19 protein-coding genes and 1 tRNA gene are annotated in these 18,108 nt (G+C 68.7%); 8 read left to right on the top strand and 12 right to left on the bottom strand.

Annotated elements, in window-relative coordinates; all coding sequences use genetic code 11:
• Nucleotides 1–21 precede the first annotated feature (21 nt).
• A complete protein-coding gene (locus ASE79_RS18970) occupies nt 22–1,152 on the bottom strand; it encodes a lactonase family protein (protein ID WP_162237066.1) in 1,131 nt (376 codons plus the stop codon).
• A 451-nt stretch (nt 1,153–1,603) separates the two neighbouring features.
• On the opposite strand from ASE79_RS18970, the gene ASE79_RS18980 reads away from it, so the two are divergent.
• Complete coding sequence (locus tag ASE79_RS18980; protein ID WP_156359770.1) at nt 1,604–2,875, top strand: MFS transporter; 1,272 nt, start codon at nt 1,604–1,606, stop codon at nt 2,873–2,875.
• Entirely contained in the window at nt 2,872–3,876 is a 1,005-nt protein-coding gene (locus ASE79_RS18985; protein WP_162237067.1) for a helix-turn-helix domain-containing protein, read from the top strand. Before ASE79_RS18980 ends, ASE79_RS18985 begins: the two co-directional genes overlap by 4 nt.
• Before the next feature lie 6 nt (nt 3,877–3,882).
• Here the strand turns inward: ASE79_RS18985 and ASE79_RS18990 are convergent, their stop codons facing one another.
• The 5 genes from ASE79_RS18990 to radA all read right to left on the bottom strand — a co-directional run bounded on the left by ASE79_RS18990 (nt 3,883) and on the right by radA (nt 8,421).
• Nucleotides 3,883–4,209: a DUF423 domain-containing protein gene (locus ASE79_RS18990; protein ID WP_056420419.1), complete on the bottom strand. Its 327-nt coding sequence runs from the start codon at nt 4,207–4,209 to the stop codon at nt 3,883–3,885.
• A complete protein-coding gene (locus ASE79_RS18995; protein WP_056420421.1) occupies nt 4,206–5,969 on the bottom strand; it encodes a cation:proton antiporter in 1,764 nt (587 codons plus the stop codon). The genes ASE79_RS18990 and ASE79_RS18995 overlap by 4 nt, the downstream gene beginning before the upstream one ends.
• Nucleotides 5,969–6,400 carry an iron-sulfur cluster assembly scaffold protein gene (locus ASE79_RS19000; RefSeq protein WP_056420425.1) on the bottom strand — a complete coding sequence of 144 codons (432 nt, stop codon included), beginning with the start codon at nt 6,398–6,400 and terminating at the stop codon, nt 5,969–5,971. Before ASE79_RS19000 ends, ASE79_RS18995 begins: the two co-directional genes overlap by 1 nt.
• The gene (locus ASE79_RS19005; RefSeq protein ID WP_056420428.1) at nt 6,397–6,963 is read right to left on the bottom strand and encodes a CvpA family protein; all 567 of its coding nucleotides are present in this window, start codon (nt 6,961–6,963) and stop codon (nt 6,397–6,399) included. Before ASE79_RS19005 ends, ASE79_RS19000 begins: the two co-directional genes overlap by 4 nt.
• Before the next feature lie 87 nt (nt 6,964–7,050).
• The gene (radA, locus tag ASE79_RS19010) at nt 7,051–8,421 is read right to left on the bottom strand and encodes a DNA repair protein RadA (protein ID WP_056420431.1); all 1,371 of its coding nucleotides are present in this window, start codon (nt 8,419–8,421) and stop codon (nt 7,051–7,053) included.
• Nucleotides 8,422–8,541: 120 nt separating this feature from the next.
• On the opposite strand from radA, the gene ASE79_RS19015 reads away from it, so the two are divergent.
• Entirely contained in the window at nt 8,542–9,696 is a 1,155-nt protein-coding gene (locus ASE79_RS19015; RefSeq protein WP_056420433.1) for a glycosyltransferase family 4 protein, read from the top strand.
• A gap of 28 nt (nt 9,697–9,724) precedes the next feature.
• On the opposite strand, the gene ASE79_RS19020 is transcribed toward ASE79_RS19015, so the two are convergent.
• Both ASE79_RS19020 and ASE79_RS19025 read right to left on the bottom strand, forming a co-directional pair.
• Nucleotides 9,725–10,015: a DUF2218 domain-containing protein gene (locus tag ASE79_RS19020; protein WP_056420436.1), complete on the bottom strand. Its 291-nt coding sequence runs from the start codon at nt 10,013–10,015 to the stop codon at nt 9,725–9,727.
• Nucleotides 10,012–10,605 (bottom strand): PadR family transcriptional regulator, encoded by a 594-nt coding sequence (locus tag ASE79_RS19025; protein WP_056420438.1) that lies wholly within the window; start codon nt 10,603–10,605, stop codon nt 10,012–10,014. Before ASE79_RS19025 ends, ASE79_RS19020 begins: the two co-directional genes overlap by 4 nt.
• 175 nt (nt 10,606–10,780) lie before the next feature.
• Here ASE79_RS19025 and ASE79_RS19030 point away from each other — a divergent pair, with 175 nt between their 5' ends.
• The 5 genes from ASE79_RS19030 (at nt 10,781) to ASE79_RS19050 (ending at nt 15,557) form a co-directional block, all read left to right on the top strand.
• Complete coding sequence (locus tag ASE79_RS19030) at nt 10,781–12,100, top strand: replication-associated recombination protein A (protein WP_056420440.1); 1,320 nt, start codon at nt 10,781–10,783, stop codon at nt 12,098–12,100.
• Between the two features lie 87 nt (nt 12,101–12,187).
• Nucleotides 12,188–13,063, top strand: coding sequence for a hypothetical protein (locus tag ASE79_RS19035; RefSeq protein ID WP_056420442.1), 876 nt, complete (start codon nt 12,188–12,190; stop codon nt 13,061–13,063).
• Between the two features lie 46 nt (nt 13,064–13,109).
• A tRNA-Thr gene (locus ASE79_RS19040) sits at nt 13,110–13,185 on the top strand.
• A gap of 100 nt (nt 13,186–13,285) precedes the next feature.
• Complete coding sequence (locus ASE79_RS19045) at nt 13,286–15,256, top strand: beta-N-acetylhexosaminidase family protein (protein WP_056420444.1); 1,971 nt, start codon at nt 13,286–13,288, stop codon at nt 15,254–15,256.
• Nucleotides 15,243–15,557 carry a hypothetical protein gene (locus ASE79_RS19050; RefSeq protein WP_056420448.1) on the top strand — a complete coding sequence of 105 codons (315 nt, stop codon included), beginning with the start codon at nt 15,243–15,245 and terminating at the stop codon, nt 15,555–15,557. Before ASE79_RS19045 ends, ASE79_RS19050 begins: the two co-directional genes overlap by 14 nt.
• Nucleotides 15,558–15,563: 6 nt before the next feature.
• Here ASE79_RS19050 and ASE79_RS19055 read toward each other — a convergent pair whose 3' ends face one another.
• From ASE79_RS19055 to ASE79_RS19070, 4 genes are all read right to left on the bottom strand, one after another.
• Entirely contained in the window at nt 15,564–16,229 is a 666-nt protein-coding gene (locus tag ASE79_RS19055; RefSeq protein WP_056420450.1) for a UPF0149 family protein, read from the bottom strand.
• A 28-nt stretch (nt 16,230–16,257) separates the two neighbouring features.
• Nucleotides 16,258–16,455 carry a hypothetical protein gene (locus ASE79_RS19060; RefSeq protein ID WP_056420453.1) on the bottom strand — a complete coding sequence of 66 codons (198 nt, stop codon included), beginning with the start codon at nt 16,453–16,455 and terminating at the stop codon, nt 16,258–16,260.
• 69 nt (nt 16,456–16,524) lie between these two features.
• Entirely contained in the window at nt 16,525–17,538 is a 1,014-nt protein-coding gene (rsgA, locus tag ASE79_RS19065) for a ribosome small subunit-dependent GTPase A (protein WP_235517069.1), read from the bottom strand.
• A gap of 131 nt (nt 17,539–17,669) precedes the next feature.
• Entirely contained in the window at nt 17,670–18,035 is a 366-nt protein-coding gene (locus ASE79_RS19070) for a hypothetical protein (protein ID WP_056420456.1), read from the bottom strand.
• Nucleotides 18,036–18,108: the final 73 nt, after the last annotated feature.

Below are 18,108 nucleotides of genomic sequence, written 5' to 3' on the forward strand. Positions count from 1 at the left end.
TTCGCAAAGGCGGCGGCGCGCCTAGCCGGGTCGCCCAAGGAACACGACACCGGGCACGGACAGCGTCTCGCCGGTGGGGGCAAGGCGACCATCGGCGGCGATTCGGAACACCGCGAGGCTCCCCGATCGCTCATTGCCGACGACCAGCTGCCGCTCGTCATCGAGCAGCGCGAAGACGCGCGGCCAGTGCCCGCCGCTCGCGATATGCTGGATCAGCGACGGAACGCCTGCCGCATCGAGCGCGAACACCGCGATGCTGTCATGCCCGCGGTTCGAGACATAGATCCGCCTGCCGGCGCGATCGATCGCGATATGCGCGGCTTGCGACGCGCCGCGATGCCCGGCGGGCAGTGTCGAAAGGCTGTGGCGACCGACGAACATCCCGTCCTTGCGCGCATCGAGCGTGTGCAGCGCGTTCGACAGTTCGCACACGACATAGGCCAGCGGCTGGCGGGGGTGCCGAACCATGTGCCGCGGCCCCGCCCCCGCCGGCGCACGCCACGCGACCAACGGCGGCGCGACGCTACGCGACACCGGATCGAACCGATAGGCGAAGATCGCATCGGCGCCGAGATCGACCGCGTGAAGCCAGCGACGATCCGGGCTGCAGCCGACCCAATGCGCGTGCGGTGCCTCCTGGCGTTCATGATCCTTGCCCGCACTGGCGAAGCTGTCCGCATCAGCATGGCGGAACACGCTGGGGGATGCGGGCGCCCCAGTCTGCCGGTCGAGCGGGAAGAATGCGACGCTGCCGCTCGAATAGTTTGCAACTGCGAGACAAGCGGATTGGCGATCGAGCGCGACGTGACACGGATCCGCGCCCCCGCTCGATACCGTCGCGCGCCGGACCCAGCCGGGGGCGTAGGCGGACACCTCGCCCTGCGCCTGCTCGCGCACCAGATACCACATCCCGCCGGGCCCACCGCCGATCCCGAACGACGCGTCCGCGATGCCGTCGACCGGCATCCCGACCCGCCACCGATCGCCATTACCCGCGATCGGATACAAGCCCTTGCCGCCCTCGCGCCCGTAGGTACCCGCGATCAGGGTCGGCGCGGTTCGCGCCGTTCGGGCGTGTCCGGCCGCCATCGGAAAAGCCAGCGTCGCGCCCATCGCGCCGAGCAGAGTCCGTCGTGTCGTTCCGTCGGTCATGCCATCCCCCGCCATGCGCCACATGCACGCGATACGGCGCCTGCACCACATCCCCATGCGGCAGCGAGCAAGCGTTGGGAAGCGCGACCGCATCGCGATGCCCGCCCAGGCCACCCCCCGGTCGAGAAACGCCTCGATCGCACTCACGATCGCCGGAAGCGGCGCGCTGCCGCAGACGTCCCGACGCGACGCCTGGACAATGAGAACGGTTCAATTCCGACGGGTTTGTGTTCTTTAAGAACAGGCGACTGATCTGGGCGACGTGCAACGCGCGCTCGCGACCATTTCGCGTTTACTGCATCGCGCGGACAATAGTTACCGCGCGGTGCGGCACGCCTGCCGGCTGTGCATCCGCAAGGCTTGACCGCTGCCGCCACCGGGGCCAGATCGCTGTCATTATTGGATATATCGAACGCCTGGGGGGGGGTGGGTCATCAGGCGTATCATCACCGTGTTGGCAATCCTGCACTGTCTCGCCTTCATCGATCGCACCATGATCGGCGGTGCGTTGCCATTGATGCGCCTGGACCTGCCGATGACCGATGCCGGCGCGGGCTGGCTGATCGGGACCGCCTTTGCCGTGCCGTACGGCGTGACCGCGCTGGCGCTGGCGGCGATGCTGCGCGGGCGGCGGGCATCGCCGTGGTGGTTGATCGGCGGCGTGGCGGTCTGGACCGCGGCAACGCTCGTGACTGGCGCGGCACAATCCACGACGATCTTGCTGCTGGCGCGGGCGGGGCTCGGCATCGGCCAGGCGATGTTCGTGCCGGTGGCGATCGCCTGGCTCGTCGACACGGCCGGCGCCGACGCGCGCGCGCGTGCGCTCTCAGTCTTCACGAGCGGCTCGACGATCGGGCGCAGCACCGCGCTGCTGGCGATCGGCGCGTTGCTGTCATTGTTGACCGTCCTCGCGCCCGTCGATCCCGCCAACCCGCTGAGCGGCGTCGCGCATTGGCGGTGGCTCTTCGTGATCACCGCGTTGCCCAACATCGTGATGCTCCCGCTGCTCGTCGGTATCCGCCGCAGCGCCGCGCGCATCGGCCCGGTCGGGCCCCTGCCCGATGGTCCACCGACGAGTCCCCTGCCAGCCGAAGTCCGCTGGTCGACGATCGCGCTATATTTTGCGGCGGCGATCATGCCCGTCCTGCTCATCCAGGCGATGGGCGCGTGGCTGCCGACGCTGTTCGTGCGCGACCGCGGTCTCCTGCCCGCCGAAGCGGCGATCCTGCTTGGCGGCGTAACGCTGATCGCGGCGCCCGCGGGCCAGCTTGCCGGCGGCTGGCTGATGACCCGCTATACCGCGTGGCATGATCACGTCCCGGCGATCCTCCTCACCGGGCTGATCGCGACGCTGCTGCCGCTCGCGGCGCTGGTCTGGGCGCCGAGCCTCGCCGGGGCGGTGGTCGGCGTGGCGATGGCGAACCTCACACTCGGGATCGCTTCGTTCTGCGGGCTGTTCGGCGTACAGATGCTGAGCCCGGTCTCGGCGCGCGTCACCGTCAACGGCATCTTTCTCGCGCTCGTCACGCTGGTGGGCGTCGGCGTCGGACCGCTGCTGACTGGCGTGCTGGCGACCGTCGCCGGAAGCGGCGGCGGCGGCACTGTTCCTGCTGTCGGGGCGCTCGGGGCCGCGTTGTTCACCACCGGCGTGATCGCAAGCTGCGTGTGTGCGCTGGCGGTCTGGGCGGTCCGGCCCCGCTATCGCCAAAGATGCGCGCCATGACCGCGCCCGAGGCACCCGAACGGGTTTCGTTCGACAGCGCGGCGTTGCCGCCGAACGAGCGGATCGATCGGTATCGGGCGCTCTACGCGCTGGGCGCCGACGTCACGCAGATCGGCCCCGACCCGCGCGCCGCGTTCGAGGCCTGGCGACTGGACCGCGCGCTGCTCTACGATCGCCGCCTCAACGACATCAGCCACAGCCGGGGCGAGCAGAGGGTCGGCCGCGACGGCTTCACGCACTGGACCGTGACGCTGGTGTTCGAGGGCCTGTTGCAGGTCGATATCGGCGACGGCATCCGCGACATCAAAGCCGGCGAGGTCGTGCTGGTCGATGTCAGCCGCGCCACGCGCAACATGATGCGCGATGCACGAATCGCGACGCTCGCGATCGCGCAGGACCGGATCGAGGAGACCGTCGGGCCGATCGGGGCTCTGCACGGACTGGTGCTGACCGCCGACCAGTGCCGGCTCTACGCCGATTTTGTCCAGTCGCTGCTGTCGAACCTGCCCAACATGAAGACCTCGTCGCTGCCGGCTGCGACGTCTGCGCTGTGCACGCTGCTGAAGGTCGCGCTGGAAACCTATGGCCTGCACGACACCATCGTCGAGGCCGGGCGCGACGGGCGGCGACTGAGCCAGCTTCGCACGCTGGTCGACGGCCGGCTGGGGGATCCCGATTTCGATGCAGAGACGGCAATTGCCGAGACCGGCGTGTCGCGTGCGACGCTGTACCGGCTGCTGCGGCCGCAACAGGGGCTTGCCGCCTTTATCCTCGCGCGACGCCTCGAACAGGTCCGGCGCGCGCTCTCCAACCCCGCCGAGCGACGGTCGTTCGCCGAGATCGCGCTCGACGCGGGGCTCGTCACCGAGAGCCACGCCAGCCGTGCGTTCCTGGCGCGCTACGGGCTGCGTCCCGGCGGCTATCGCACCGCGGTCGCGACCGCGATGGCGGAGACCGACCCTATCGAGCAGATCCGGTTGTGGCAGCAGGAACTGCGCTGACCTCGGTCAGGACCGCGCCTGCCATGCGAGCCACAGCCAGCCCCCGATCAGCAACGCGCCGCCGATCGGCGTGATCGCCCCGAACCAGCGCGGCGCCCCCAGCGCCATCGCATAGAGCGTCACCGCGAAGATCGCCGCGCCGGCCACGAACAGCCAGGCGGGTCCGCGCGCCTCCATGCGGATCGCGACCAGCGCCGCGACCACGTGGACCAGCTGGTACTGCGCGCCGGTCTTCAGCCACTCCGCGGCGGCACCGCTCGCGCCGTGTGCGCCGAACGCGCCTGCAGCGACCGCGAGCGCGCCCGACAAGGCGGCGAGAATGACGATGATCATGGCTGGTCGTTCCCCCAGGGAAAGCGTTGCGCGGTCTCGGTGCGCGCCGCGCGGATGTCACCCGAGTCGATCTGGAACTGCAACCGCTCCTTGTCGCGCGCGCGATAGGCTTCCTCCGCGCGGTCGATATCGCCCGGCGCGACATCGAGCCCGCGCAACGCCAGCCGCGCCATCTTCACCGCCGATTCGAGCACTTCGCGGACCACCGCATTCGCCGACGTGTTCTTCAGCTTGACCAGCGCACGCCGATCATAGGCGCGGACGTAGATCGCCGCGTCGGGAAACGCCTCGTGCACGCCCTCGATCGTCGCGGGATCGAGCTGGTCGCCGTCCATGCAGAAGCAGATGACCTCCGCCTCCGCGGCGCCCGCCTGGCGCAACAGGTCGAGCCGCGTGCCGTCGCCATAATAGACCTTCGCGCCGAACTCGCCGGCGATGTCGATCATCTCGATATCGGTGTCGATCAGCGTCACCGGAATATCCTCCTCGAGCAGGATCTGGCCGACTGTCTGGCCAAACCGCCCATAGCCGACGATGATCGCGTTCGCGCCGTCGACCTTGGGACCGTCGCGCTGCTGCCCCTTGGCGACCGGCTCGGTCCGGAAGCGGCGCGTGATCCCCATCAGGAACGGCGTCGTCGCCATCGACAGCGTGATGATCGCGCCGAACAGGCTCGCCGCCTGTGGTTCGATCAGCAGCCCGGCCTGCGCCTGTGCGAACAGCACGAAGCCGAACTCGCCGCCCTGGCTCAGCAACAGGCCGAGCGCGAACGCCTGGCGCCACGTCATCTTGAATGCCATCCCGATCAGCATGATCACGCTGGTCTTGGTCAGGATCAGCGCGGCCGCCATCGCCATCACGAACAGCGGACGCTCGGCGATCGCGTTCAGATCGAGCACCATGCCGACCGCGAGGAAGAACAGCCCGAGGAGGATCGATCGGAACGGCTCGACATCGGCTTCGAGTTCGTGCCGGTACGGGCTGTCAGCGAGCATGACGCCGGCGATGAACGCGCCAAGCGCGGTCGACAGCCCGAGCCATTCCATGATCGCGGCGCTGGCGATGACCGTGAAAAGGCCGGCGAAGACGAACATTTCACGCTCGCCGAGATTGCCGATCAGGCGGAAGAACGGGCGAAGCAGGAAGCGGCCTGCGACGACAAGGCCGACGACCGCGAGCACCGTGTAGATCGCGAGCAGCCAGCCGGGCGGCGCGTTGGCGTCGGCGGGATTGCGGCTCATCGCCGCGACGATCGTGATGAGCGGGACGATCGAGAGATCTTGGAACAACAGGATCGAAAACGCGCGCTCGCCGAACGGCGTCTTCATACGGCCCGACGATCGCAGCATCGGCAGGACCTGCGCGGTCGAGGACAGCGCGAGCGGGAGCCCGAGCGCGAGTGCGGCAGGCAGCGAGAATCTAGCGCCGATCCAGACGATCGCGGTGATCGCCAGCCCGCAGATTGCGACCTGCAACAGGCCCAGCCCGAATATCTCCTCCTTCATCCGCCACAGGCGTGACGGATTGAGCTCAAGCCCGACGATGAACAGCAGCAGCGTGATGCCGAGTTCGGCGAAGCCGAGCTTGGATTCCGCATCGCCGACCAGGCCGAGCACATGCGGCCCGACGACCGCGCCCGCGACGAGATAGCCGAGCGTCGCACCCAGCCCGAGTCGCCGGAACAACAGCACGAACATCAACCCGAACCCAAGCAGTACGACTCCGTCGCGCAGCAGCGACGGCGACGTGCCCTCGGCCATCAGGCTTTGGCCTTTGCAGCGGTATCGGCGGCTTCGGCCGCGGCTTCGAACGCCAGCCGGATCGAGGGATGGCGCGCAGTGTAATCGAGCGCGGGGGTGAAGATATCCATCCCCGGCCAATCGGGCGCATCGCCTTCGCGCGCAAGCCAGGTGGTCAGCCCATCGCGCGCGGCGGCGAGTTCCGCAGGCGTCCGGCCGAGGATGTTGGCGGCGAGCAACGACGACGATGCCTGGCCCAGCGCGCAGGCGCGGACGAGCAGCCCGACCTCGCTCACGCGCCCCTCGGCGTCGACCGCGACGTCGATTGTCACGCGGCTGCCGCAGATAGGCGAGCGTTTCTCGGCGGTCGCCATCGGCGCGGGGAGGCGTTCGTGGTGCGGGATCGTCGCGGCGAGACGCAGGATCTCGGCGTTGTAGAGGGGCGCGCTCATGGCTTCGGCTCGCTTGCGTTATCGGATCGGGAGGGCGGCGTCATGGCGCCGAACACGGGTTTGCCGCGGCGGCGGCGGTCGACGAAATCGGCGATGCTGGCGCTGGTGGCGTTGAGCAGCGGGTAGGTACGCGACGTCGTCATCCAGCCGGGCCGGCGCGCGGGTCCGCCGCCCATCGTATCGATGACGAGCGTCGCGAGCAGGAAGACGAGGCTGGCGAGGATCAGGCCCTTGAGCGCGCCGAACCCGAAGCCGAGCGCGCGATCGACGGGTCCCAAGATCGACGTCCTGGTCCGTGCGCCGATCGCATTGGCGACCAGCCTTCCGCCGATATAGGTCAGCCCGGTGATGATCGCGAAGGCAAGCACCGCGGCGCCGCCGACGGTACCGATCATCGGCGACAGCGTGGCGGCGAGCGGGATGTGGAACAGCTTCAGCATCGCCACCATCGCGACCCAGGCGAACATCGACAGCACTTCCGTCACGAACCCGCGGATCAACCCGAGCACCGCCGACCCGGCGACGGCGAGCAGGACGACGATGTCTAGCGCGGTGAGGTTCATGGATCTGGAATAGGGATGCGCGCGCCGAACCGCTAGTGCGGGAGTTCGTGTCGCGTCCTCGCCAGCCCCGTCATACCCCGCGCGGTGCTACCCCCGCCCCATCATGTGATCGACGAACGAGGCCAGCGTCTTGAAGCCCGACAGTTTCATGCCGCTCTTCTCCCCCGTCATCGACGCCGGGACCAGCGCGCGCTCGAAGCCGAGCTTGCTCGCCTCCTTGAGCCGCAACGGCCCATGCGCGACCGGACGAATCTCGCCCGACAGCGCGACCTCGCCGAACGCCACCGCGTCGACGGGCACCGGGCGTTCCGACATCGCCGAAATCAGCGCCGCCGCCACCGCCAGGTCCGCCGCCGGATCCTGCACGCGGTAGCCGCCGGCGATGTTCAGATAGACTTCGGCATTCGAGAAGCTGAGCCCGCACCGCGCCTCGAGCACCGCGAGGATCATCGCGAGCCGCCCCGAATCCCAGCCGACCACCGCGCGCCGTGGCGTCGCGCCTGACGCAAGCCTAACGGTCAGCGCCTGGATCTCGACGAGCACCGGCCGAGTCCCCTCCAGCGCGGGGAACACCGTCGCGCCGGTCATCGCGTCGTCGCGGTGCGTGAGGAACAGCGACGACGGATTGCCGACCTCCGCCAGCCCCTCGGTCTGCATCGAGAAGACGCCGATCTCGTCGGTACCGCCGAAGCGGTTCTTGATCGCGCGCAGGATGCGATACTGGTGGCTGCGCTCGCCTTCGAACGACAGCACCGTGTCGACCATATGCTCGAGCACGCGCGGACCGGCGATCGAGCCGTCCTTGGTGACGTGCCCGACCAGCACCACCGCGGTGCCGCGTTCCTTGGCGAAGCGGATCAGCTCCTGCGCCGACGCGCGGACCTGGCTGACCGTACCGGGCGCGCCCTCGATCAGGTCCGAATGCATCGTCTGGATCGAATCGATCACGAGCATCGCCGGCGGCCGGGTCTGCAACGTCGTCAGGATGTCGCGCGTCGAGGTCGCCGCCGCGAGCTGCACCGGCGCATTGCCGAGCCCCAGCCGCCGCGCGCGCAGCCGCACCTGGTCGGCCGCCTCCTCGCCCGAGACATAGGCGACCGACTGGCCCGCGAGCGCCATCTTCGCCGCCGCCTGCAGCAGCAGCGTCGACTTGCCGATGCCGGGATCGCCCCCGATCAGCGTTGCCGATCCCTCGACGAACCCGCCGCCCAGCGCGCGGTCGAGCTCGGCGATGCCGGTCGCCATCCGGTCGGGCAGCTTGATCTCGGCATCGAGCCCGACGAGCTGGATCGCGCGGCCGCCGGTCTGCAGATTGTGCTTCGAATGGAACGGCGTCGCAGCGGTGTTCGCCTCCTCGACCAGCGTGTTCCATTCGTTGCAATCGGCGCACTGCCCCGCCCACCGGTGCGACACCGATCCACAGGACTGACATACATAACGTTTCTGGGGTTTCGCCATGGCGGCGGCTTAGCCCAGCAGGAACGATAAGGGAACATCGTTCGCCCAGATCGGCCCCGCAAAGCGCGTGCGGCCGGATTGTCTGGCGCTTGTCCACGTGCGGCGCTATCCGCCCGGAGGATGCAGCCGACCGATCTCCGTGTGGCCCTGTTCAGCGGCAATTATAATTATGTCCGCGACGGCGCGAACCAGTCGCTGAACCTGCTTGTCGGGCACCTGTTGTCGCGCGGCGTGCAGGTCCGCGTCTATTCGCCGACCGTCGCCAAGCCCGCCTTCCCCGCGATCGGCGATCTGGTCGACGTGCCCGCGATCCCGCTGGTCGGCGGTCGCGGCGAATATCGCGTCGCGCTGGGCATTACGCCGCGCGTGCGCCGCGACATCGATGCGTTCGCGCCCAACATCGTCCATGTCTCCGCGCCCGAGTTTCTCGGCCATGCCGCGGTCGCCTATGCCCGCACGCGCGCGATCGCGACGGTCGCCTCGTTCCACACGCGGTTCGAGACCTATTTCCGTTATTACCGGATGGGCTTTCTCGAGCCGCTCGCGAAAAAGCGGCTGACCCGCTTCTACAACCGGGTCGACGAGGTCGTCGTCCCCTCGCCCAGCATGGCCGAGCTGTTGCGCGGCTGGGGGGTGACCTCGTCGATCGGCATCTGGTCGCGCGGGATCGATCACGACCGGTTCAACCCGGCGCGGCGCGATCTGGCCTGGCGGCGCTCGCTCGGCATCGGCGATGACGAGATGGTCGTCGGGTTCCTCGGCCGGCTGGTGAAGGAAAAGGGCCTCGACGTCTTTGCCGACGTGCTGACCGAGTTGCGCCGCCGGGGCGTCCGCCACCGCGTCGTGGTGGTCGGCGAAGGCCCGGCGCGCGACTGGTTTGCGGAGCGCGTGCCCGAAGCGGTGTTCACCGGCTTCCAGTCGGGCGAGGCGCTCGGCCGCGCGGTCGCGTCGATGGACGTGTTCTTCAACCCCAGCGTCACCGAGACGTTCGGCAACGTCACGCTCGAGGCGATGGCGGCGAGCGTCCCCGTCGTCGCCGCGCGCGCGACCGGCGCGGTCGACCTGATCGACGACGGCCGCACCGGCTTCCTGGTGCCACCGACCGACATCGCCGGCTATGCCGACGCGATCGGCAGGATCGTCGCCGAGCCGGGCCTGCGCCACGCGATGGGCAGCGCCGGCCATGCCAAGGCGGCGGGCTATCGCTGGGACGTGATCAACCAGACCGTGCTCGACACCTACCTTGCGGTGATGGCGCGCCGCGAGCGCGGCTGATCGACCACCGATAACGCACCGATCGGCGTCAGACAGCCGCCCAGTCGAACGTCAGCGGCGCCTCGCGGAAGGCGAAGCGGTCGAGATGGCTCGACACCACGCCGCGCATCCGCTCGACATCCTCGCCGTCGGGGACCGTCAGCGCGACGTCCAGCGTCTCGCTGTCCGCGCGCATCTCCAGCACCGCGCCGTTCGGGAAGGCGATGCGGCCCTCCTCTTCCGACATCGTGACGTCCATCTTGTGACTCCAGTGCTTGGCAAGCTGCTGGAGATACTTGCTCGCCGAATGCGTCGGTACGCGTGCGACGGAGACGCTCACTTCAAGCGCTCGATCTTCTGCGCGACCTCGTCGATCAGTGCCGCCACGTCGTGCAGCGTATCCTCGTTGACGTCCTCGCGCATGAGCCGGTGCTGGAGCACCTGGCGAAGATTGCCCATTGCCCGCCGGATCGGCGCGCCATCGGTCCGCTCCGATTCCGCGCCCACCGCCGCCAGCCGCGCGAACAGCGCATCGACGATCGCGCTATTCTCGGCCAGATGCGCACGGCCCTCGTCGCTCGCCGCAAAGCGCTTCTTGGCGCCCTCCGACTGCTGCTCCTCGATCAGCCCCATCTCGTCGAGCATGCTGAGCGTCGGATAGACGACCCCCGGGCTCGGCGCATAACCGCCGCCGGTCAGCCCTTCGATCTCGCGGATCAGGTCGTAGCCGTGGCGTGGTGCGTCGGCGATCAGCTTCAGCATCACGAGCTTCAACTCGCCGCCATCGAACAGCCGGCGCCGACCACCGGGGCCGCCGCGATGCCCGTGCCGTCCATGCCCGCCATGACCGTCATGGCCCGGCCGACCGCGTTGCTCGCCGTCGCCACGCGGGCCACCGGTCCATGCTCCATATTCTGTACCAAACCGCATTTGAGTGTTCTCCGATATATCTTCGTTCATGACGCAAGATATATCGAAGACTATTTCGTGTTCAAGGGGGCGGTCGAAAGATTCGCGCAATTCTCGTCCGCCACGGGAAAGACGATCCGTAGAGGGAGGACGCGCATGGATGGGCAAACCGCCCCCCCGCCCCTATCTTTGCCGGATGGCCGACCTCTTCGCGGGCTTCGAACCCGCCCCCCCTACCGAAACGCCCCCCGAGAACGCGCCGCTCGCGGATCGCCTGCGCCCGCGCACGCTCGACGAGGTGGTCGGGCAGGATCACATCACCGGCCCCGAGGGTGCGATCGGCAGGATGGTGTCGGCGGGACGGCTATCCTCGATCATCCTGTGGGGCCCGCCCGGCACCGGCAAGACCACCATCGCACGGCTGCTCGCAGACGCGGTCGACCTGCGGTTCGTTGCGATATCGGCGGTGTTCTCGGGCGTGGCCGAACTGAAGAAGTCGTTCGCCGAAGCGCGCGAGCATGCCAAGATGGGCAAGCGCACCTTGTTGTTCGTGGACGAGATTCACCGCTTCAACCGCGCGCAGCAGGACGGCTTCCTGCCCTATGTCGAGGACGGCACCGTCACGCTGGTCGGCGCGACCACCGAGAACCCGTCGTTCGAACTCAACGCCGCGTTGCTCAGCCGCGCGCAGGTGCTGATCCTCGAACGCCTCGGCCGCGGTGCGCTCGAACAGCTGCTCGACCGTGCCGAGGTGGTGATGGAGCGCCCCCTACCCGTCACGCCGCCCGCCAAGGACGCGCTGATCGCGAGCGCGGACGGCGATGGCCGATTCCTGCTCAACCAGGCGGAGACGCTGTTCTCGGTCAACCTGCCCGAACCGCTCGATCCGGCGGGGCTGTCGAACTTCTTGCAACGCCGCGTCGCGGTGTACGACAAGGATCGCGAGGGGCATTACAACCTCATCTCCGCGCTGCACAAATCGATCCGCGGCAGCGATCCGCAGGCGGCGCTCTATTATCTCGCGCGGATGCTGACCGCGGGCGAGGAGCCGCTGTTCCTCCTGCGCCGCCTGACCCGCGCCGCGGTCGAGGATATCGGGCTCGCGGATCCGCAGGCGCTGGTCCAATGCATCGCGGCGAAGGACACCTACGATTTTCTCGGCAGCCCGGAGGGCGAGCTCGCGATCGCGCAGGCCTGCGTCTATCTCGCGACCGCGCCCAAATCGAACGCGGTGTACAAGGCGCAGAAGGCGGCGTGGAAATCGGCGCGCGAGACGGGGTCGCTGATGCCCCCCGCCGCGATCCGCAACGCCCCGACCAAGCTGATGCGCGATATCGGCTACGGCAAGGGCTATGCGTATGACCATGATGCCGAGGATGCGTTTTCGGGCTCGGATTACTGGCCCGACGAGATGAGCCCGCAGACCTTCTACGCGCCCACCGAACGCGGGTTCGAAAAGCGCCTGTCGGAACGGCTGGCCTATTGGGACGGCCTGCGCGCGACCAAACGTGCATGAGGGATAGGGACGCGGTCGCCGCCTATGCGCTCTCGTTGACCGATCGCGCGGCATGGGATCAGACCTTGGTCGCGCAGCGCAAAGGCTATGGCGATCGCCCCTGATCGGTTCAGCCACTTCGCCGCGATCGACTGGTCGGGCGCGGTCGGCGCGCGGCAACCCGGCATCGCCGTCGCGATCTGCACGCATGGTGCCGAGGCCCCGACGCTGGTCGCGGCCGAGGGCGGCTGGTCGCGCGCCGCCGCGCTCGACTGGTTGGCGAGTGCGATGCCACCCGATACGCTGGTCGGGCTCGATCTCGGGCCATCGCTGCCGTTCGTCGATCGCGGTGCGTTCTTCCCCGGCTGGTCCGACAGCCCCGCGGACGCGCGCGGCTTGTGGCGGCTGGTCGAGGCGATCTGCGCGGACGACCCGCATCTCGGCGCGAGCAGCTTCGTCGATCATGACGCGATCGCGCCGCACCTGCGGCGCCATGGCGGGCGCAAGGGCGTGTTCTTCGAAGGGCGCGGCCGGCTACGCGTGACCGAGGAGGCGCAGGGTCTGCAGGGGCTCAACCCGACCAGCGCGCTCAACCTGGTCGGCGCCGCGCAGGTCGGCAAGTCGAGCCTGACGGGCATGCGCGTGCTGCACCGGCTCGCCGGGCGCCTGCCGGTCTGGCCGTTCGATCCACTGCCCGCGAGCGGGTCGGCGATCGTCGAGATCTACACGACGATCGCCGCGCGCGCCGCCGGCATCCGCAAGGGCCTCAGCAAGATGCGCGACGCCGAGTCGCTCGACAGGGCGCTCGCCGCGCTCGGCAGCGCGCCGCACCGACCGCTCGCACGCTATGACGACCACGCGACCGACGCGATCCTCACCGCCGCGTGGCTGCGCACCACCGCGCACCGCGCCGACTTCTGGGCGCCGCCCGCACTGACCCCGTATATCGCGCAAACCGAGGGCTGGACCTTCGGCGTTTCTTGAAGCATTGGGCATTCAGCACCGGGCGCGCATAGCCCGGCACGCACCGGCCGGTTTAGCTCAGTTGGTAGAGCGCCAGTTTTGTAAACTGGATGTCGCGGGTTCGATTCCTGCAACCGGCACCACTCCTTTCGAATTCCGACCTGAGGCGTCCGCTCGCTTGCCGACGCCGTGCGATCGCCCTACCACGTGCCGACAAGACCAATCTGATACCGGAGAGCAAAGATGGCGCGACGTACCGGAGAGATCGGCGCCGCAGCGTCGCTGGTGGCAGCGCTTGCAGGACTGGCGACCGTTTTGCCCAGCCAGGCGTCCGCCGCGCCGGTGACCCGCCCGGCGATCTTCCCGACGCCTGTATCGATGACCTTGACGACGGGCACGCTCACGCTGGGCACGTCCGTCGTGCTGATCGCAGCGCCGGGCACCGATCCTGGGACTGTTGCGCTCGTCCGCACGATCCTGACGGCGGTGGGGGTGACGACGATCACCGAAGCGCGCCGACTGCCCGCGGCCTCCGATCGCGTTCATATCGTCCTGGGCGTCGGCGATGCCGGCGTCGTGCGCGATGCGCTCGCCCGCAGTAGCGCCAAGCTCGACACGCAGGCCGAGGGCTACACCATCGCCAGCGTTGCCGTAGGTGCTGGCATCATCACGCTCGCCGGGCACGATTCGGACGGGCTGTTCCATGCCGTACAGACCTTCCGCCAGCTCGCCACCCGCCCCGTCGTGCCTGCGCTCGTGATCCAGGATCATCCGGCGATGCCGATCCGCGGCACGATCGAGGGATTCTACGGCGCGCCCTGGTCGATGGCGGACCGCACGCTGCATCTCGACTTCCTCGCCACGGTCAAGGCGAACACCTATGTCTACAGCCCGAAGGACGATCCCTATGCGCGCGATCGCTGGCGCGAGGCCTATCCTGCCGCCACGCTCGCGTCGCTCGGCACGCTGGCGCAGACCGCACGGCACAACCATGTCGACTTCGTCTATGCGGTGTCGCCCGGGCCGTCGGTCTGCTTTTCCGATCCCGCCGACGTACAGGCGCTGGAACGCAAATTCGACGCGCTGCGAGCGATCGGCGTCGGCAGCTTCTACGTCGCGCTCGACGACATCGAATATACCAAGTGGAACTGCGCGCGCGACAAGACCGCGTTCGGCCCGTCGGGGGCCGAGGCGGCCGGGGTCGCGCAGGCGCAGTTGCTCAACGCGGTGCAGGCGGGCCTGAGCGCCAAAGATCCGGGTACGCGCGCGCTCATCATGGTGCCGACCGAATATTACAACGCCAAGGAAACGCCGTACAAGGCGGCACTGCGCAAGCATCTCGATCCGCGGATCGTCGTCCAGTGGACCGGCACCGACGTCGTCCCGCCCGCGATCTCGATCCCCGACGCAAAGGCCGCAACCAAGGCGTTCGGACGCAAGACGCTGCTATGGGACAATTATCCGGTCAACGATTACGCGCAGACGACGGGGCGGCTGTTGATGGCCCCCTATGCACGGCGCGAGGCCGGGCTGTCGGGCGAGCTGACCGGCATCCTGTCCAACCCGATGAACCAGGAGACACCGAGCCGCCCGGCGGTGACCGGCGTCGCCGCGTTCGGCTGGAACGATACCGCCTATGATGCCGATCGGACCTGGCATTTCTCCGCGCGCGAGCTGGCGGGCGGCGACGAGCGGGCGACCGCGGCCTTGCTCGCCTTCTTCGATACGCAGCACATGGCGCCGACCTTCGGCAGCCAGCCCTGGCAGGAGCAGGCCCCGCGATTGAAGGCGGCGCTGGACTCCGCCCGCGAAGCGCTCGCCGATGGCGACGCGGCGGTCCGGCATCGGGCGATCGCGGACCTGACCCAGCAGGCCGATGCGATTACCAACGCCCCCGACGTCATCCGGTCCGGGACGATCGACCCCGGCTTTGCCGCACAGTCGCGGCCATGGCTCGACGCGATGCAGCTTTGGGGACGCGCACTACAGCTGACCGCCGCCGGGCTGGACGCCGCCGATCGCGGCAGCAGCGCCGCCAGCCGCTATTTCGCCGACGCCAAGCGGCTCGCCGACGAGGCGGCGGCGATCAAGACCATCGCCGGCGCGACCCGGTTCGACGGCCCGATCAAGATCGCCGACGGCGTGCTCGACCGGTTCGTCGCCGATGCCCCGGCGATGATCGCGGTCGCGCCGGTGCCTGATGCACGACGCTGACCGCCGCGCCACCGAAGCCCGGTGGTTGGAACTGACCCGCCACCTGCTCCCGGCCGCTGCGCCGGAACGCGGTTGGCCGGTCCGGGCCGATCATTGCTTCCAGCGCATCTTTCTCGACAATGCCTGTGACGGCGTCTGGTACGACCACATCACCGGTCGCCCGGCCTATGCCCGTGCCGACCCCGTGATCCTCGACCGCGCCGTAGCCTTGGCCGAGGCTGCCCTGGCAGGCGACGCCGATCTGGCGCTGCTCAACCGGCGATCGCTTGCCTGGAGAAAGCTGCGCGCGACCGGCGGGTAACGGGCGTCACCCGCAGCAGCGCTTGACCTTCTTGCCCGAACCGCAGCGGCAGGGATCGTTGCGGCCGAGCTTGACCGGTACAGCGTCGGGCGTGGGCGCCGGATCGGCGCGCGTCGCGCGCGATCGTGCCGCGTGGAGCTGAAGAACGCCCTCGACGAGCTCAGTCGGTGCCCTGTCTTCCAGCGCGTTGATCTCGACACTGTCGAGCGCGCTTTCGTTGCGCGCGATCGCGATCAGCATCGACAGCCGCGCGAGCCCCTCGGCGGCCTCCGCATCGTCGCCTGCCGCGATTGCCGCCCAGCTTTCGGGCCGCAGCGCCATCGCCTCGGCAAATCCGTCGATCCAGATTTCCCACAGCACGTCGCCATTGCGCTCGTCATGGTCGAAGATCGGTCGCGGCTTGCCGCGCGCCAGATCGCGCGCGATCTCGTCGTACCGCGCCATGACGGCATCGACGAACCACTGGACGTCGAGCGGATCCTCGAACGGCGCGATGCCGTCCTCGTCGAGACCCCAGATGCTCTGCAACCACTCTCCCTGCGCGATCCCGTCGGGTCCGACGAGCAGCGCGGTGAGAAACCCGTCGAGCTCGGTCAGCAGCATCGGCTCCTCGAGCGGCAGATCGGCGAGCGCATCGTCGAGGCGGCGAAGGCGGGACGGACGCTGTCTCATGACAGGACCCGCGGGCTGAGGGGCAGCATCACAGGCGCAAGCTCCGTTTGTCCATCTCGGCTGCGGCGATCGCCGTCAGCGGCCCGCGCGTGTCGCGGACGAAGATATCCGCCAGGTCGAGCAGGTCCTCGTCGTTCAGGGCGGTGATCGACGCCTTGATCTCCGCCAGGCAGGTGACCGCCTGGTCGCGCTCGATCGCGCGTCGCTTGATACGTGTCTTCAACATGGTCAGGCCGATAGCAGGAGGGGAGAAAGGCAGGGGTGCAGGCTCTAGCGTGCGCGGGATTCGGGGGTGTCAGCGCGACCGCCGCTTGGTCGGTTTGGCGGTGGCCGCGCGCTCTTCGGCGCCAAGCTTCTGCCAACGCTCGAACCGGACCTTCGTCAATTCGCCCGTCGCGATCGCGGCCTGGACCGCACAGCCCGGCTCGACCCCGTGCGAACAGTCGGAGAACCGGCAGACCTCGGCGGCCGAGGCGAAATCGTCGAAGATCTCCGCGATCCCGGTCGCCGCGTCGGCCAGCTGCAACTCGCGCATCCCCGGCGTGTCGAGCAGCCAGCCGCCCTGCGCCAGCCGGTGCATCTCGCGCACCGTCGTCGTGTGGCGGCCGGTCGAATCGTTCGCGCGAATGGGCTGGGTCGCGATGCTGTCCGACCCGCGCAACGAATTGACCAGCGTCGACTTGCCCACCCCGGACGAGCCTAGGAACGCGACGGTCTGGCCAGGCCCGCACCAGTCGGCAAGGCCGGTGACCGCGGCGGGATCGCGCCCGTTGACGATCTCGACGCGCAACCCGGGCTCGATCGCGCGGGCGGCGGCGGCATAGGTCTCGGGCGTCTCGGCCAGGTCCGCCTTGGTCAGCACGACGACCGGGGTCACCCCGACGTCATGCGCCAGCACCAGATAGCGTTCGAGCCGTGCGACGCTGAAATCCTCGTTGCACGACGCGACGAGGAACACCGTGTCGACGTTCGCGGCAATCATCTGCTCGCGACGCGGATCGCCCGGCGCCCGACGCTTGAACAGGTTCTTGCGGTGAAGCACGCGGACCGGCAGCCCCGTATAGGTGTCGATCAGCACCCAGTCGCCGACGGTCGGGTGGTCGTCAGTCGGCTGCGCACCCGCGATATACGGCGTCACGATATGGCGGGCGCCCGCCCCCGCGACCGCGATCTTGCCGCGGTGGACCGACATCACCCGCACCGGATGACAGTCGCGACCGTCCTCGTCCGACAGCTGGGCGCTGAAATAGGCGTCCCAGCCAAGATCTTCCAATGTCTCGTCAGTCGGCATCATAGGGCGCAGCAGCATCTTTCTTCACGAGCGATCGGCAGTCATCATGCGCGAACCCAGCCGATATGGGGATCCCGACCCGGTATGGCATGCCCCCGCCGGCGAAGCGACAGCCGCCGCCGGGCATCCGAACCGGTCGAGCCCCGTGCTCACTGATAATGCGCGACCTTCTCGAACCCGTCATTGGTCTTCGTCATCTTGATCAACCGCTTCACATAGCTCCGGACATGCCGGTCGAAGCGCGTATCGTTATAGACGCCGCGCCAGAGATACTCGTCACGGTCCAGCAGCGCACGCAGCGCGGTCGACAGCGCCTCCTGCGTATCGGGCGTCGTCCTGCCCTTGAGCATCAGCGAGCACACCATCTCCTCGGCGGTCGCCTTGTCGCAATCGTCCTGAAGCGCGTATCCGCCGCGCTCCGCCACCACCTGGTCCGCCCGCGCCGCGACGACGCGGCGTTCCAGCCATGTGCGGACGATCGCGGGATCCCAGGTCTTGGCGGTCTTCTCGGGCACGTTCTACTCGCAGTCTGTCGCACGCGGCGAAGACGGTGATCGCTCGTGCCGGGCCACGCTCCTACCACCGCCA

The organism is Sphingomonas sp. Leaf28 (assembly GCF_001421685.1).
Classification (GTDB): domain Bacteria; phylum Pseudomonadota; class Alphaproteobacteria; order Sphingomonadales; family Sphingomonadaceae; genus Sphingomonas; species Sphingomonas aurantiaca.

Bases quoted from the DNA above. Each gene is read 5' to 3' on its own strand.
- ASE79_RS19000 (WP_056420425.1), bottom strand. From the start codon at position 6,400: ATGAGCGCGCCCCTCTACAACGCCGAGATCCTGCGTCTCGCCGCGACG.
- ASE79_RS19035 (WP_056420442.1), top strand. From the start codon at position 12,188: ATGGCGATCGCCCCTGATCGGTTCAGCCACTTCGCCGCGATCGACTGG.
- ASE79_RS19060 (WP_056420453.1), bottom strand. From the start codon at position 16,455: ATGTTGAAGACACGTATCAAGCGACGCGCGATCGAGCGCGACCAGGCG.
- radA (WP_056420431.1), bottom strand. From the start codon at position 8,421: ATGGCGAAACCCCAGAAACGTTATGTATGTCAGTCCTGTGGATCGGTG.
- ASE79_RS19005 (WP_056420428.1), bottom strand. From the start codon at position 6,963: ATGAACCTCACCGCGCTAGACATCGTCGTCCTGCTCGCCGTCGCCGGG.
- ASE79_RS19045 (WP_056420444.1), top strand. From the start codon at position 13,286: ATGGCGCGACGTACCGGAGAGATCGGCGCCGCAGCGTCGCTGGTGGCA.
- rsgA (WP_235517069.1), bottom strand. From the start codon at position 17,538: ATGCTGCTGCGCCCTATGATGCCGACTGACGAGACATTGGAAGATCTT.
- ASE79_RS19030 (WP_056420440.1), top strand. From the start codon at position 10,781: ATGGCCGACCTCTTCGCGGGCTTCGAACCCGCCCCCCCTACCGAAACG.
- ASE79_RS18970 (WP_162237066.1), bottom strand. From the start codon at position 1,152: ATGACCGACGGAACGACACGACGGACTCTGCTCGGCGCGATGGGCGCG.
- ASE79_RS19055 (WP_056420450.1), bottom strand. From the start codon at position 16,229: ATGAGACAGCGTCCGTCCCGCCTTCGCCGCCTCGACGATGCGCTCGCC.
- ASE79_RS18995 (WP_056420421.1), bottom strand. From the start codon at position 5,969: ATGGCCGAGGGCACGTCGCCGTCGCTGCTGCGCGACGGAGTCGTACTG.
- ASE79_RS18985 (WP_162237067.1), top strand. From the start codon at position 2,872: ATGACCGCGCCCGAGGCACCCGAACGGGTTTCGTTCGACAGCGCGGCG.
- ASE79_RS18990 (WP_056420419.1), bottom strand. From the start codon at position 4,209: ATGATCATCGTCATTCTCGCCGCCTTGTCGGGCGCGCTCGCGGTCGCT.
- ASE79_RS19050 (WP_056420448.1), top strand. From the start codon at position 15,243: ATGCACGACGCTGACCGCCGCGCCACCGAAGCCCGGTGGTTGGAACTG.
- ASE79_RS19015 (WP_056420433.1), top strand. From the start codon at position 8,542: ATGCAGCCGACCGATCTCCGTGTGGCCCTGTTCAGCGGCAATTATAAT.
- ASE79_RS19025 (WP_056420438.1), bottom strand. From the start codon at position 10,605: ATGCGGTTTGGTACAGAATATGGAGCATGGACCGGTGGCCCGCGTGGC.